The sequence below is a fragment of the Desulfonatronum parangueonense genome (assembly GCF_054656975.1).
In genome coordinates this window covers 2552599-2566154 of sequence record NZ_BAAHXH010000003.1, presented here as the reverse complement: position 1 = coordinate 2566154, position 13556 = coordinate 2552599, and the positions used below count along the sequence as shown (strand labels likewise).

16 protein-coding genes are annotated in these 13556 nt (G+C 59.9%); 5 read left to right on the top strand and 11 right to left on the bottom strand.

The genetic code is table 11. The features are described 5' to 3' along the window. Positions 1 to 135: 135 nt before the first annotated feature. From ACYQ15_RS11795 to ACYQ15_RS11750, 10 genes are all read right to left on the bottom strand, one after another. Positions 136 to 888, bottom strand: coding sequence for an ATP-binding cassette domain-containing protein (locus ACYQ15_RS11795; RefSeq protein WP_459937710.1), 753 nt, complete (start codon positions 886 to 888; stop codon positions 136 to 138). Continuing rightward, on the bottom strand, positions 885 to 1616 hold the full coding sequence (locus ACYQ15_RS11790) for an ATP-binding cassette domain-containing protein (RefSeq protein WP_459937709.1): 732 nt from the start codon (positions 1614 to 1616) through the stop codon (positions 885 to 887). The genes ACYQ15_RS11795 and ACYQ15_RS11790 overlap by 4 nt, the downstream gene beginning before the upstream one ends. Positions 1617 to 1632: 16 nt before the next feature. Continuing rightward, on the bottom strand, positions 1633 to 3207 hold the full coding sequence (locus tag ACYQ15_RS11785; protein WP_459937708.1) for an ABC transporter substrate-binding protein: 1575 nt from the start codon (positions 3205 to 3207) through the stop codon (positions 1633 to 1635). Positions 3208 to 3251: 44 nt separating this feature from the next. Next, positions 3252 to 4094 (bottom strand): ABC transporter permease, encoded by an 843-nt coding sequence (locus tag ACYQ15_RS11780; RefSeq protein ID WP_459937707.1) that lies wholly within the window; start codon positions 4092 to 4094, stop codon positions 3252 to 3254. After that, entirely contained in the window at positions 4091 to 5023 is a 933-nt protein-coding gene (locus tag ACYQ15_RS11775; RefSeq protein WP_459937706.1) for an ABC transporter permease, read from the bottom strand. Before ACYQ15_RS11775 ends, ACYQ15_RS11780 begins: the two co-directional genes overlap by 4 nt. Positions 5024 to 5712: 689 nt before the next feature. Then, positions 5713 to 6489, bottom strand: coding sequence for a TroA family protein (locus ACYQ15_RS11770; RefSeq protein ID WP_459937705.1), 777 nt, complete (start codon positions 6487 to 6489; stop codon positions 5713 to 5715). After that, on the bottom strand, positions 6486 to 7310 hold the full coding sequence (locus tag ACYQ15_RS11765; RefSeq protein WP_459937704.1) for a metal ABC transporter permease: 825 nt from the start codon (positions 7308 to 7310) through the stop codon (positions 6486 to 6488). Before ACYQ15_RS11765 ends, ACYQ15_RS11770 begins: the two co-directional genes overlap by 4 nt. Continuing rightward, positions 7307 to 7990: an ATP-binding cassette domain-containing protein gene (locus tag ACYQ15_RS11760; protein ID WP_459937703.1), complete on the bottom strand. Its 684-nt coding sequence runs from the start codon at positions 7988 to 7990 to the stop codon at positions 7307 to 7309. Before ACYQ15_RS11760 ends, ACYQ15_RS11765 begins: the two co-directional genes overlap by 4 nt. Beyond that, entirely contained in the window at positions 7987 to 8592 is a 606-nt protein-coding gene (locus ACYQ15_RS11755; RefSeq protein WP_459937702.1) for a class I SAM-dependent methyltransferase, read from the bottom strand. The genes ACYQ15_RS11760 and ACYQ15_RS11755 overlap by 4 nt, the downstream gene beginning before the upstream one ends. A gap of 5 nt (positions 8593 to 8597) precedes the next feature. After that, positions 8598 to 10535, bottom strand: coding sequence for a TonB-dependent receptor (locus ACYQ15_RS11750; protein WP_459937701.1), 1938 nt, complete (start codon positions 10533 to 10535; stop codon positions 8598 to 8600). Positions 10536 to 10786: 251 nt separating this feature from the next. Here ACYQ15_RS11750 and ACYQ15_RS11745 point away from each other — a divergent pair, with 251 nt between their 5' ends. The 3 genes from ACYQ15_RS11745 to ACYQ15_RS11735 all read left to right on the top strand — a co-directional run bounded on the left by ACYQ15_RS11745 (position 10787) and on the right by ACYQ15_RS11735 (position 12383). Next, positions 10787 to 10918: a hypothetical protein gene (locus ACYQ15_RS11745; RefSeq protein WP_459937700.1), complete on the top strand. Its 132-nt coding sequence runs from the start codon at positions 10787 to 10789 to the stop codon at positions 10916 to 10918. A gap of 137 nt (positions 10919 to 11055) precedes the next feature. Further along, positions 11056 to 11376: an IS66 family insertion sequence element accessory protein TnpA gene (tnpA, locus tag ACYQ15_RS11740; RefSeq protein ID WP_459937699.1), complete on the top strand. Its 321-nt coding sequence runs from the start codon at positions 11056 to 11058 to the stop codon at positions 11374 to 11376. Between the two features lie 80 nt (positions 11377 to 11456). Then, positions 11457 to 12383 (top strand): transposase, encoded by a 927-nt coding sequence (locus tag ACYQ15_RS11735; protein ID WP_459937698.1) that lies wholly within the window; start codon positions 11457 to 11459, stop codon positions 12381 to 12383. A gap of 120 nt (positions 12384 to 12503) precedes the next feature. On the opposite strand, the gene ACYQ15_RS11730 is transcribed toward ACYQ15_RS11735, so the two are convergent. Beyond that, a complete protein-coding gene (locus ACYQ15_RS11730; RefSeq protein WP_459937697.1) occupies positions 12504 to 12746 on the bottom strand; it encodes a hypothetical protein in 243 nt (80 codons plus the stop codon). Between the two features lie 338 nt (positions 12747 to 13084). On the opposite strand from ACYQ15_RS11730, the gene ACYQ15_RS11725 reads away from it, so the two are divergent. Next, the gene (locus tag ACYQ15_RS11725; RefSeq protein ID WP_459939579.1) at positions 13085 to 13201 is read left to right on the top strand and encodes a hypothetical protein; all 117 of its coding nucleotides are present in this window, start codon (positions 13085 to 13087) and stop codon (positions 13199 to 13201) included. 3 nt (positions 13202 to 13204) lie between these two features. After that, positions 13205 to 13546, top strand: coding sequence for an addiction module antidote protein (locus tag ACYQ15_RS11720; RefSeq protein WP_459937696.1), 342 nt, complete (start codon positions 13205 to 13207; stop codon positions 13544 to 13546). Positions 13547 to 13556 lie beyond the last annotated feature (10 nt).

Genomic DNA, 13556 nt, shown 5'->3' with positions numbered 1-13556 from the left:
TTCTCCGGTATGACCGATGTATATACGGCTTGCTTCGATAAGTCATTCTGGCGAAAGCCGGAATCCAGTGCAGGTTATATCAAAAAAGAATGAAATACCTCATAAAGCAAGACCTGAACCCAAGTGGGCGCTGGTTCAGATTGTTGATGCGTAGAGTCTGCGTGCCAGGGGATGTGTGAGTTGGTCGAGCCGGTGGGTTTCCATCGTTTCGATGATCCTTCCTTGGTGGAGAACGGCCATTCTCCGGGCGCACCGGGCCGCGGCCTTGAGGTCGTGGGTGATCAGGAGCATGGCTACGGACAGCTCACTGGACAGGCTTTGGAGCAGGGTGAGCAGTTTTTCCTGGAGCAGAACGTCCAGGCCTGAAGTCGGTTCATCCAACACCAGAAATTCCGGTTGTACGGCCATGGCCCGGGCGATGCAGACGCGTTGCTTCTGCCCGCCGCTGAGCGACCCCACGGGTACGGCCAGCAGGTCCTGGGGCAGGCCGACCTTGTCCGCTGATTCCTTGACCCGTTCTCGGCGTTGTCCGCGGGTCAAGGCGGTCAGGTGGACCAGCGGTTCGGCGATGGCTTGTGCCGCGCTCCAGGACGGGTCCGCTGATTCCGAGGTGCTTTGAAAGACCATCTGGATATGCGGGTAGAGGGTGCGCATCGGACCCCAGTCGGCATAGGGCCGGCCGCGGAAGTGCAGCGTCCCGGCGTCCGGCCGCTCCAAACCCAGGGCAAGGCGGGCCAGCGTGCTTTTGCCGGACCCGCTTTCCCCCACCAGGGCCACGATTTCCCCCGCTTCCACGGCCAGGTCGATTTTGTCCAGGGCCATGTGCGACTTTTTCCCGGACCCCCGGTAGTTTTTACGGATCGCCCGGGCTTCCCAAAGCGTGGTCACACGCCCCCTCCATTTGTCAGTGCGTCCAGGGTCGCCAATCGGCCCCGGTCCATGACCACCAGATCATCCGCATACCGGCGGACCAGATCCAGGTCGTGGCTGATGAAGAGCACGCCCATGCCCTCGACGGTCCATTGCCGGATCAGATCCAGCAGATCCTTGCGCAGTCCGGCATCCAGGGCCGTGGTCGGCTCATCGGCCACCAGCAGGCTGGGCGCGCCGGCAACGGCCATGGCCAGAACAACCCGTTGGGCCATGCCGCCGCTGAGTTCGTGGGGGTAGGCGTCCAGCACCCTTTCGGGATCGTCAAGCCGGACCTTGTCCAGCAGGGCCAGGCATCGCGCCCTGGCCTGGGCGCGGGACGATTTTGTCCCGTGGCGCAGCGCTTCGACCAGTTGCGAACCGACCCGGCGCACCGGGTTCATGGCCGCCACCGGGCTTTGGGGAACAAAGCCGATCTCTCTGCCGAGCAGGGAGCGAACTCCGGTCGGATCCAGCTCCCTGCCCTTGAAAAACACCCGGCCCGAGGTCAGCTCGACACCCTGGCGCAACAGCCCGAGTACGCCGCGTACCAAGGTCGTCTTTCCGCTTCCGCTGTGGCCCACGAGCCCGGCGAAACGCCCGTGGGCCACATCCAGGGAAACGTCCCGGACGGCCTGAAATGCGCCACGCGACGTTGCATAGGCGATGCTCAGGTTCTCGAGGGCAAAGAGGCTTAGGGGGCGCATTGGGGATGGATTCCGTTCAGGGCTTGGCCAGATCGCGGTACAGCTGCCACGTGCCCACGGAGACCGTGAAATCGGCAAAGTCCCTGGGAACCGCGATGATGTTGTTGCGATGAAAGAGCACCCAGGCCGGCATCGCAAGGCCCAGGCCGTCCTGAATGCCGTGGTGCAGGTCCAGGCGACGTTCCCGGTCCGCGGTGGTCTCCAGCTCATCGATGAGCGCCGTGATTTCCGGGGAGGTGTAGACCTTGTAGGTCGAATTGTCGTGATAATACCCGAATCGGTAATGGGTGAAGGGCTCGTTGTGGGGGATCAGCCATTGCCCAAGCATCAGCAGGTCGTAGTTCCCGTTGCGGAATTGCTCGGTAATCGCGGCGGATTCCACGGGATTGAGCACCACCTCGCAACCCACGGCCTTCAAGGCATGTTGGATCGCCGCGGCCAGGAGCATGTTTTCGGCATTATTGGCCACCACTGTCAGGGACAGTTTCATGGGGGAACCGTCCTTTTCCATGACCCCGCGCGGACCGGCTTTCCATCCGGCTTCGGCCAGCAATGTCTTGGCCTGATCCAGGTCAAAGCGCGGCATGTACGGCGTGGGCGAAACGAAGGCTCCGAAGCCGGAGGCGAAGAAGGTTCGGCCCGGTTCGGCGGTTTCGCCCAACAGCTCCGGAATCATGGTTTCCAGGTCCAGGGCCTTGGCCAGGGCGCGGCGGACCAGGGGATCGGAAAGCAGAGGACGCCGGGTGTTCAGGTAGATGTTTTCCGAGGTCTGGCCGGTCCGTTTCAGGATGGTGAACGACTCGTTTTTTTCAAGCCGCTGGACCGCGGTCAGGGCCCCCCGGAGACTGACCAGGTTCACGTCCCCGCTTTCAAAGGCCATGACCCGGGCGTCCGGATCGCGGATGATCCGGAAGATCACCTGGTCGATGCGCGGCTTCCCGCCCCAATAGCTGGGATTGGCCCTGAGCACGCACTCCCTGCCCTTTTGCCAGGACTCCACCGTGAACGGTCCCGTGCCGATGGCCGCAATCACCTTGCCTTGGTCATCCACAGCGGCGGGACCGACAATGGACAGGAAGGGCGGAGTCAGGTGGGAGTCGAAAATGAATGTCGGCGCGTTCATCCGGAACACCACGGTTGCCTCGTCCGGCACGCTGATCTCCTCTATCCCGGAAAGCCAGCTTTTTTGGGCGCCTTCCCGAAGGCGCTCGAAATTCATCTTGACCACCTCGGCGGTCAAGGGCGATCCGTCGTGGAAGACCACGTCCGGACGCAGGAAAAAGGTCCAGGTCAGCCCGTCCGGGCTCGCTTCCCAGTGGGTGGCCAGGCCCGGCGTGATCTTGAAATCCAGGTCCAGCTCCACCAGCGTGTTGTAGACCAGCGGGCGAAATGCCCATGGGGATTCATTCAGCGCGGGATCGAAACCGGCAATGTCCACATCCTCGCCGATGATCACCGGGTTCATGGCGGCCTGGGCCGTTTGGTTCCAAACCGACGCAAGGCCCAAGGTCAAAACAAGGGCCAAGACCAGAGCCAAGGCCAGGGGCTGGGTCTGAAAGGCCCTGCCCGACCGTCTGACGCAAGCGTTCATGTGCTCCTCCGTGTTGTTGCGGACTTTACGGTGAAGTCCTGGTTTTACAGATAGCCCTTGCGGGACAGATCCAGTTTCTTTTGCAGGCCCATGCCCATCAGCTGCCCACCCAAAACGGCCAGGAAGATGCAGAACCCCGGCAGGAAGAACAGATACGGCGCGGATTGCATGTAGGTTTTGCTCTCGCTGAGCATGGCCCCCCACTCCGGAGCGGGGGGGGTGGCGCCCAGGCCGAGAAACGAGAGAGATGAAACGCTGAGTACGATTCTGCCCATTTGCAGTGTCGCGAGAACGGCGACCGAAGGCAGGAGTTTGGGCAGAACGTGGCCGATCATGATCGCCCAGGTTCCTGCTCCGGAAATAATCGCGGCCTGGACGTAGGCCCGCTCCTTCAGGCTGACCGTCATGCTCCGGGCCAGCCGGAAAAAACGGACCCACTGCACCCCGCACAGGGCCAGGATCACGCTGGAAAGGCCGGGCCCGAGGATCCCGGCGATGGCCAGGGCCAGGATCAGTCCGGGAAAGGCCATGACCCCGTCGGTGAACCTGGTCAGCAGGCCGTCGACCCAGGCCGAACCCTGACCGGCCAGGCAGCCCAGCAGGGTTCCGGAGACAACCGTGAACGAGAGAATGGCGAAGACCGCGGTGAAGGTGATCCTGGCGCCGTGCAACAGGCGGGACAGGACGCACCTGCCCAGCTGGTCCGTGCCCAGGAGAGCGGAGCCTTCAAAAGGAGGGATCAGGCGCTGGGACAGGTTGACGTCAGTGGGATCGGCCGGGGCGATCAGGGGCGCGAGAAGGGCCAGGCCGGCCAGAGTCCCCAGCAGCAGAGCGCCGCAACTCAGGGTCACCGTGCCCTGCTTGTGGCGAAATAAACCGCAGCTCACCGCGCCTCCAGGCGCACTCTGGGGTCTATCCAGGCGCAGAGCAGGTCAGCGGCCAGATTCACCAGGGTGAAAACTCCTGCCATGGCCAGGACGTAGCCCATGACCACGGGAAAGTCCCGGTTGAAGACCGCCTCCACGGCCAGCACTCCCATTCCGGGCAGGGCGAAGATGTTTTCCACCAGGACGGTCCCGGCCAGGAGCATGCCCACGGTTACGCTCAGCGAGGCGATCAAGGGAATCAGGCTCGGCTTGAGGCGATGAAGCAGCAGAATCCGGGTTTCGGACAACCCCTTGGACCGGGCAAACAGGACGTATTCCTCGTCGTCCGTTTCCTGGATGCACGCGGCGAACAGGCGGGCGTTGTACAGCGCGGGGCCCAAGGCCAGGGTCAGGGTCGGCAGAACCATGGACCAGGGCCGCCCCAGGCCGACGGCCGGAAAATAGCCGAGCTGGACCGCGAAGATCCACATCAACAGCAGCCCGAGCCAGAAGGATGGGACCGCGCTGCCGAAGACCGCGCCGGCCCTGGTCAGATAGTCCCAGAACCCACCTTCCCTGGCGGACGCGAGGCCCAAGACCAAAGATACCAACAGGGTCGCCAACAGGGCTCCAATGGTCAGGTTCAGGGTTACCGGGAAAGCCCGCTTGATCTCATCGCCGACGCGAGCACTGGTATAGTAGGACCCGCCCAAGTCGCCCCGGACGATTTGCGAAAGCCAGACCGCATACTGGACAAGAAAGGGTCGATCGAGGCCCAGTGCCTGTCGCGCTTCAGCCAGCGAGGCCTCATCCGCGACGGATTCCTGCTGCTGGAGCAGAATCAAGGCCGGATCACCCGGCGCGGCCTTGAGCAGGCAAAAGGTCAGGAAGGTGACGAACAGGGCCGTGATGAACACGCCAAAAAGTCGCCTAGTCGCGAAACGGAGCATGAGTGGCCTCTGTCCGGGGATCAGGAGTGAACGTTCGTGAATGCAGTCAGGGCATGTATTAGCCAAAGAAACTTCACTCATTATACCGTTGGAGCAATTATTACAACAAAGAAGCGCGATAGCATTAATCGTGTTACCATTGTGGGTGGGAAATGTTACTCTTTGGGTAACTATTCAGCTGCGTTCCGGATGGTCTCGATTTCGGCATCGCAACTCCTTCGCCGGCTTCGTAACATCGAACCATTGCTCGAATAAACCTCATCTGGCGCTTTGGGCTTCGGCAATGGTTCGATGAACGAATCCCGGCTCAGTCAAACAGGCGATGCCGAAAAAACGAGACAATCCGGAACACTCCAGTACTATCCTGAAAATGCTGAGTAGTTACCTCTTTGGCCATAAGGCAGGCCGACGTTGGGACGTCAGTCCCATGCGTGCTGACGGAAATCGTTTTGAAGATCGGATAATCGTGCCTTTTACTCAGCTGGTCCGTCACGGCGGGATAGATTGTGAAGCTTGGCTCCGGCAGGTGGACGGTCTTTGGTTTCCGAAATATCCATATGCGGGATGGACTGAGAGGTGGAAAGTGGAGGATGACTGCCAATCCATCTCCAAATCGTGGCCGGTGAGAGTAACGATAGTTCAGCGCCGCCCCCGCCAATTTTCAAGCGAACACGGCAATAGCATCGGCATCAGTGGTCCTTGGAAGGGTTGATCCCCATCAGCACCCTCGCGTTCTCCCGAAAAACGTCCAGCAGTTCCATGCCCGGAGCGGGAAAGTTGATCACGCGGACCAGCGCGGCGTTTGCCGCCTCGGCAATGGGCGCTCCGGCGGGCATGTGGGCATTGTCCAGGACGATGTCCGGCTTTTGGGCCGACAGACGCAGCAGTGCACCGGGTTGAAGCAGCCCGGGACCGAAGGTTCCCGCCAATTCCAGCCCCGCGAAATCAGCCCATACGGCCATGAATACCTGAGCAACGGCCCGGTTGCCTTGGGTTGCGAAGTGTTCTCGCAGGGTCGTGTTCAGCCTGGCGTATTCCGTGTCGAATTCCAGGAGAAATTGTTCAGCCTTGTCCCGGGTGCCGAAGAGTTCGCCCAGGCGGAGGACTTCCTTGTGGATGACCACGGGGCTGTTTTCCAGGTGCGCTTCCACGAGTCGGGCCCGGCTTCCGGCGGCGTCGCGCAGGCGCTGGGCGAAGCCCTCGAAGCCGCCCAGGATGATGTAATCCGCGTCTTTGAGACGCAGCAGATCAGAAGGTTTGGGATCGTAGTCCGGCGGGTGCTGCAGGGCTTCCGGGGCGATGACCAGGACGTCTTCGGCCCCGGCAGCCCTGGCCAGAGCCGCGGCCCAGCCCGTGGCCGCGGCGACTGTCGGAGACGCGGCAGGGACCGGGGATGCCGAAAGCAAAAAAAAGAGCAACAGCAGCGGAGTCGCAAGCGTTGTCATGGAAATCGTCAGGCGGTTCATGAGCGTTGTCCTTTCAGGGCGTTGATTGCGTAAGTAGCCAAGGTGACGGCCCCGGCCGTGAGCACCAGGACCGGGCCCAGGGGCTGGTCCAGGAACACGGCGATGAGAAAACCGGCCAGGTTGCCGAAAAAGCCGAATACCAGGGCCCAGACCGCGATGGAGGTCAGGCTTGTGCCGATGTTGCGCGCGGCCAGGGCCGGGAGAATGGTCACCGCGTCCACCAACAGTGCCCCGGTCAGGCGGATGGTCCCGGCTATGGCCACGGCGATGAGCACGTACAGGGCGATGGTCAGGCCGCGTACGGGCACCCCGGAGCACCAGGCCATTTCCTGGTCAAAGAGCAGCAGGGCCAGGTGTCGGCGCTTCCAGAAAAAGAGCAGTACCAGGGTCAGGCAGATTACGGCCAGGAAGACCACGTCCAGCGGTCGTACGGCCAGGATGGAGCCCCAGAGCAGTTCAAAGGCTGCATTGGCGTGCACCCCGCCCAGGGAAAGCACTAGAAAGGCCAGGGCAATGGAGACGACCATGAAAAAACCCATGGCTCCGGGCGCGCCGGCCGGCCGGTTCGCGAAGGAGGCCAGTAACCGTCCGGTCAAGGCGCAGAGCACCAGGGCCAGAAGCAGCGGGTCCAGGCCGAAGACCTGGCCCACGGCCACGGCCAACAGGGCCACGTGCATGATGGTGAAGCGCAGGGGATAGATGTTCAGGCCGACGATGAACACGCCAACCAAAGGTAGGCCCAGTCCGGAGATGAGCAGGGCGATGAAGCCGCGCTGGACCGGGGCCAGGCTGAGCAGGTCCATGAAATCGGCGACGTTCATCCGCGCACCTCCCTTGTACAACAAAGCGCCTCATGTTTTGAGGAATATTCGCGGATCCGGCCCTGGGCCATGCGCAGGACGCGGTGGCATTTCGCGGCCAGGTCCATATCGTGGGTCACCAGGAGCAAAGTCGCGGGCAGGGTCGCGAGCAGGGCCGCCACTTGTTCCTGGCCAGAAAAATCCAGGGCCGCGGTGGGTTCGTCCGCCAGGAGCAGCCCGGCCCCTCCGGCCAAAGCGCCCAGCGCCCTGGCCAGGTAGGCCCGTTGGAGCTGGCCCCCGGACAAGGCGGTCAAGGGACGGTGCAGAAGTTCCTGGATGCCCAGTTCGCGAGCCGCGTTCAGGGCGGCTTGCGCTTTGTTCCCCGCTGTATTTCCGGCGGCCAGCAGTTCACGCACGGTAAAGGGGAACTGGCCCCTGGGCTGGCGCTGCGGCATCCAGGCCATGTCGGGATGCGCGGACATCGGGCCGGGCGGCAACGGCTTTCCGTTCAGCAGGATCGTCCCCCGGAAGTTCCGGTGCAGACCCATCACGGTGCGGAGCAACGTGGTCTTGCCCGAACCGTTGCCGCCGATCACGGCCACGTGTTCGCCGGGCGCGACATGCAGCGACACGTCCTGAACCACCGGAGCCGTGCCGAAACGACAGGTCAGTTCATGAATGTCCAAACGTGTCGGGGTCATCTGGAGTAGGATTTGCGTGCCCTGGCCAGATAGCGGCCCGGCTGGTCCACGACCTCGGGCACGTCCAGTCCTGCGGTCTGAAACAGATGGCGCATGCCCGGCGCGTCTGGCAGGACGTCGTCGGCCACGGTCTCATGGGTGCCGTGGTGCCGGGCCAGTTCTTCCCGGCTGAGCAGATGGGCGATGACCACCTCGCCGCCGCGTTTGGCGACACGGGCCATTTCCCGCAGTGCCTGTTCCGGATCGGGGAAATGGGGAAAGGCCGCGAAACAGATCACATGGTCGAAGCGTTCCGGATGCAGGGGAAGGTGCAGCGCATCGCCTTGAAAGAACATATCCAGCGGGGAGAGTTCCTTCTTGCGGGCTTGGCGGAGCATGTTTTCGGAGATGTCGAAGGCCAGCAGGATGCCTTGCGGTCCGATCATGGGCCGCAGATAGGGCTGGAGCACCCCGGATCCGGCACCCATGTCCAGGACACGGGCGCCGGGTCGGATCTGAAAATCGCAAATGAGTTTTTCCAGGCGCTCCCGGACTGGCGGCGGGTAGCATTTGTCCTCCCACTGCTCGGCTCGGCTGTTGAAGAATTGCCGTTGGCTTTCCATACCTTCTAGAACTTCAGGGCCATGCCGACCATGCCGTTGATCCCGGGCATGGGGTAGCCGGGCAGGTATTCGTATTTGGCGTTGGTCAGGTTCTCTCCGGCGATGAACAGCTCGGCGTCCATGTTCCAGGAATCCAACCGTACCAGGTAGCTGAGCTTGCCATTGAGCAGGGCGTAGCTGTCCACTTCCGTGTCGTTGGCCGCGCCGTCGCGTCGGGCCTGGGAGGTAACGTGCATGTCCGAGACATACTGTCCGTCCAGGCTGAGTTGGAAGTTGCCCAGAAAGCGCCAGTTCAGTCCCGCGCTGAGGGTGGTCTTGGGGGCGTAGGGCAGGTCGCCGGGATCGGTGTCCAGGAAGGTCGCGCCGACGAACAGGGACAGGTCGTCCAAGGGGATGTAACTCACGGTGGCCTCGACACCCTGGGTGCGGTAGTCCCCGATGTTGGCGAATACCGGAGGCGGAGGCGGCGGTGGGACAATCACGTAGCGATCCTTGCCCTTATCCCGGAAAAAGGTCAGGTCCGCGCGCAGCCTGTCCCAGGAGTGGCTGACGCCGATCTCGTAATGGTCCATGGTCTCGGCCTGGAGATCCTTCCAGGACCGGCCCAGCATGGGGTTGGCATATTCGGACAAAACCACCGTATCCAAGCCCGGATAGAGCACGCCCCTGGAGTATCCGGCATGGATCTGGGTATTCTTGTACCCCAGCACCAGCCCGGCATGAGGCGCGGTTTTGGCATCGAACTCGTTGTGATTGTAGTGGCGCACCCCTGCCGAAGGGATGGCATGAAACCCGTCCAGGTCGCCGATGAGTTGACTGACGGCGACATACGGGGAGAGGATGCGCATGGTCGGGCCGTCCCAGTTGGCTCTGACCCCGGCGGCGTTCTTGGCCTCAAGCTTGCCGTCGATCACGTCCCAGTCCACCCCGGCGATGATTTCGCCGCCGCTCCAAGGCCGGACGATCTCCCGGGCGCGGACCCCGGAAAAGATGAACTCGTTCCAGAGATCCTTGCTGGGCGGAAGCTGGTCGTACCAGTCGCCCTTGCCCGAATTGGCGAAAACCTTGAGCGATCCCTCGAACATCTCGTAGGCGTGGCTCAGGGTGACGTGGCCCAGCCAGGCGTTGGTCTCGTATTTCCCCTGACGTGTCGCGGCTTCCCGGCCTTCGATGCCGGGGTCGCGAGCGAAGTTGTCCGTGTGCAGGCCAAATGCGGTGACGTCCCAATACTCGCCCAATTCCATGCCCACTCTGCCGAAATAATTGGTCAGCCTGCCGTCGCTGTTGTCCCTGTGACCGCTGGAGCGGCGGAAACTCTGGCCCAGATAGTAGTCGAACCTGCCGACCTTGCCGCCGTGTTCGGCTGTCTCAATGAAAGTGGAATAGCTGCCTCCGGCTGCCTTCAGGTTCGTGCGGAACCCTTCCGCGCGCATCCGCTTGGGATCGATGTTGATCACGGCAAAGGCATTGCCGAAGTGCTGCGGCTGCGGACTTTTATAGACCTCAATGGACGACGCCGGGTCGATGGAGAGCAGGTCCAGGAGCGGGTGATTCCAGACGCTCATGTACATGGGGACCCCGTCGATGAAGGTCTTGATCTCCGACCCAGGACGGCTGGAGCCCATGCCCCGGATGAACACACCGCCGCCCTCGGCCCCGCCGAAGGAGCCGATGGGGTTGTAACGGGAAATGTTCACGCCCGGAGTGCGGCGCAAAGCCGTTCCCAGATCCTGGGCGTTCAGGTCGCTGATCTGGTCTTCGGTCACCACCGTTGCACTGGCCCCGTAGCGGTCCACCTGGTTGCCCTCGATGATGGGTGTGGACACGACGACGATGTCCTCCAGTTCATGGGTTTGGGCAAAACCAAGCCCGTAGGGAAAAAGCCCGGACAGACACCAAGTCAGTCCGAAGACCAAAATGATGATTTTGAGCGCGTGCTGCATGACAAAACCTCGCATAGAATTGGCTGGTTGCAAGTGGGCAGTCAAAGATTTGTATACCTTTGAACAAAAGAGATATGTATAATTAAAATAGTAATAAAAATATTACAAGAAAAATTAATTTTTTTCAAAATAGTAGCACGATCAAGGGTAGATAGTGTTACCCGTGCAATGCCAAGGATGCCCCTGCCAAGCATCCTCACGGTCGTTGCGCATCTCCCCGCAACAGCAAGGGTGCTGCTCGGGGCAATGGGTTGACGTTCCCGACTGTTCGAGGCGTGACCAAGATCTTCAACAAAACCTACCGCAACCACTTGGCGACATCACGGGGCATCGAGCTGCGTGAGCAGGGTTTGATTGCGCCTTTGGACCAGCGGGCATCATAGGAGTCAGGTCTTGTATTTCGATTTCTTGCGAGGTTAGCTGAATACATAGTCAGTAAGCGTCAAAACAACTACTTCTTACATCATGCCTCTATTTCTGCCATAGGATTCTTCTCATCAACCTTTGAGGAGGAATCACAATGGCAATCAGCAATCGTAGGTCAGATCCCGAGAAGGCCAATTTCTGGCGCGAGCATGTAGCCAAGTGGCGGGCAAGCGGTTTTTCTCAGGCGGAGTACTGTCGGCAGAACTGCGTTTCCATCAAATCACTGGGATATTGGAAGCGCCGGTTCGAACGTGACCGACAGCCTTCTTTGCCTCCTGTCATCGTTCCCGTCCCACGGCAGCACCTCGTCCCGCCCAGCCCTCGGCAAGGTGAGGGGGCTTTGCGTGTCCACCTTGGTCATCGCTTCACGGTGGAGATCTGCGGAGACTTTAGCGTGCCAGTACTGAGAGCATAGGGTTGTTTTTACTTGCGTGGCGCAAATATTCACGTTTAACTTCCGTTTCACCAAATCTTTTTCATCCAAGGGAGGCAATCATGGGACGCATAGCCAGGTTTGTCCGAAATGACCGCTCCACCATCTACCATATCATGTCCAGGACAGCCCTGGAGGGCTTTCCTTTACAGGACATCGAGAAAGACCATCTGATGACCATTGTCGCCAGGTTGAGCAAGTTCTATTTTGTTGATTTGTTGGGGTTCTGCTTGATGGGCAATCATTTTCATCTAGTGGTGCGGATGCACACGGAAGAGGCAGCCTCGGATGAAGAGATTGGGAAGCGTTACCGGAAACAGTTCGGCGACGATGCCGTGATCATGCCGCATCAGGTACAGGACTATCGCCGGCGTCTGGTCAACCTGGGTGCATTCGTGAAGGACATCAAGCAGGGCTTTACGCGGTTCTTCAACAAACGTCGTAACAGAAAAGGCTTTTTCTGGGGCGACCGGTTCAAAAGCATTATCGTTCAGGAGGGAACCAGCCTGGTCAACCTGCTGGCGTATGTGGACCTCAATCCGGTGCGGGCCGGTCTGGTTCAGAAGCCCGAAGATTATCGCTGGTCCGGCCTCGGCTATCTGTTACAGACCGGCAATCGGCTTGGGCTTTTGGATTTGGACCTGGGGCTGAAGGAGTGGAATGAATTCGTTCCCAAGGAGATCATCCGCAAGTATCGGCAGTTCGTCTATGAAACCGCAGCCATGGACACCGGGAAAGGCAAACGGATGAAAAGGGAAGTGGTTGAAAAGGAGCGCAAGAAAAACTACCGCCTCAGCCGCGTCGACGTATTCCGCCACCGCTGCCGATACTTCACGGATAGCGGCATCATCGGCTCAAAAGAGTTCGTGACCGAGGTGTTCGGCGGGGTGAAACACCTGCTGGATTCCAAGGATGAACGGAGGTTTACGCCGGTTGGGGGTGTGGAGGGGGTGTATTCGATGAAACGGCTATCGGCTGTTGTCGGCTAATTGTTATTGCTGTCCAGTTTTTGGGTGGAGAAGCCGGCTTGGAGAGAAGCTGGCGCGTGAATTGGGAGTTGTCTTGCTGAATGAATTACATTCGCCTTTGGTAAAGCAAAGTAAAAACGATTACTTACCCTCCTTCCGATAGAGCCTGGCCAAGACATGAACGGGCACGCCGCAGGCGAAGCCAAGGATCATGAGCTGGTTGATCAGCGTGGTTCGCAGCAGGCCGAGGTTGTGCCAGCGGCGGGATGACGTCAGGACCGGCTCCGGCAGCGTGATGATCCGGCCGCGGCGGCGGAGGCGGCGCATCAATTCGAAGTCTTCCATGATGGGCAGGAGTGAAAAACCGCCCAACTCCTGAAACACCCTCTTTTACATATGTGACCCTTGGATGCAGGATGTGTAGGATGTGCATAAACCCGGGCGCGGCTCGTGCTCGGCCCCACCTTAGACGGCTCCATCCTCCCAAACCGAGACGCAAACTCCAGTTGACACCCTCTCGATCGTTAACTCCAGTTTACACATGATAGAAGTCCGTACAACCGCCCAGTTTAGAAAATGGTTCGATTCCCTCAAGGATCGTAAGGCGAGAGCCCGGATTCAGGCTAGAATCGACAGAGTGGAGATGGGCCATTTTGGAGACATTGCACCTGTTGGTGATGGCATAAGCGGAATTGCGCATTTTCTATGGCCCGGGTTACCGAGTGTACTTTGTGCAAAGAGATGCTGTTGTCGTGATACTTCTATCTGGTGGCGACAAAAGCTCTCAGCAAGCTGATATCGCCAAAGCCAAAGAAATCGCCAAACAATTAGAGGTATAGGCTATGGGTATCAAGACAACTCGATGGGATTCCGCTGAACATCTTAAAACTGATGAAGACATTCAGCTTTATCTTGAGGCTTGTATCGAGGAAGCTGGTGATGATCCAGCGTTCATTGTTCATGCCCTGGGCGTCATTGCTCGCGCCAAAAACATGAGCCAATTGGCAAGGGATACTGGCTTGACTCGTGAAGGGCTGTACAAGGCATTTTCCCCGGATGGCAATCCTACATTTACTACAGTAGCAAAAGTCGCGAAGGCGCTTGGATTGCAGATTACAGTGCAGATGTCATCCAAAAAGCCTTCTAACCAGCAATTCCACGCGACCAGCAGAGCTGGCGCGTGAATTGGGAGTT

Coding starts and splice junctions, on each gene's coding strand:
- ACYQ15_RS11775 (WP_459937706.1), bottom strand. CDS start 5,023: ATGCTCCGTTTCGCGACTAGGCGACTTTTTGGCGTGTTCATCACGGCC.
- ACYQ15_RS11770 (WP_459937705.1), bottom strand. CDS start 6,489: ATGAACCGCCTGACGATTTCCATGACAACGCTTGCGACTCCGCTGCTG.
- ACYQ15_RS11765 (WP_459937704.1), bottom strand. CDS start 7,310: ATGAACGTCGCCGATTTCATGGACCTGCTCAGCCTGGCCCCGGTCCAG.
- ACYQ15_RS11760 (WP_459937703.1), bottom strand. CDS start 7,990: ATGACCCCGACACGTTTGGACATTCATGAACTGACCTGTCGTTTCGGC.
- tnpA (WP_459937699.1), top strand. CDS start 11,056: ATGGCAATCAGCAATCGTAGGTCAGATCCCGAGAAGGCCAATTTCTGG.
- ACYQ15_RS11735 (WP_459937698.1), top strand. CDS start 11,457: ATGGGACGCATAGCCAGGTTTGTCCGAAATGACCGCTCCACCATCTAC.
- ACYQ15_RS11720 (WP_459937696.1), top strand. CDS start 13,205: ATGGGTATCAAGACAACTCGATGGGATTCCGCTGAACATCTTAAAACT.
- ACYQ15_RS11790 (WP_459937709.1), bottom strand. CDS start 1,616: ATGCGCCCCCTAAGCCTCTTTGCCCTCGAGAACCTGAGCATCGCCTAT.
- ACYQ15_RS11785 (WP_459937708.1), bottom strand. CDS start 3,207: ATGAACGCTTGCGTCAGACGGTCGGGCAGGGCCTTTCAGACCCAGCCC.
- ACYQ15_RS11750 (WP_459937701.1), bottom strand. CDS start 10,535: ATGCAGCACGCGCTCAAAATCATCATTTTGGTCTTCGGACTGACTTGG.
- ACYQ15_RS11755 (WP_459937702.1), bottom strand. CDS start 8,592: ATGGAAAGCCAACGGCAATTCTTCAACAGCCGAGCCGAGCAGTGGGAG.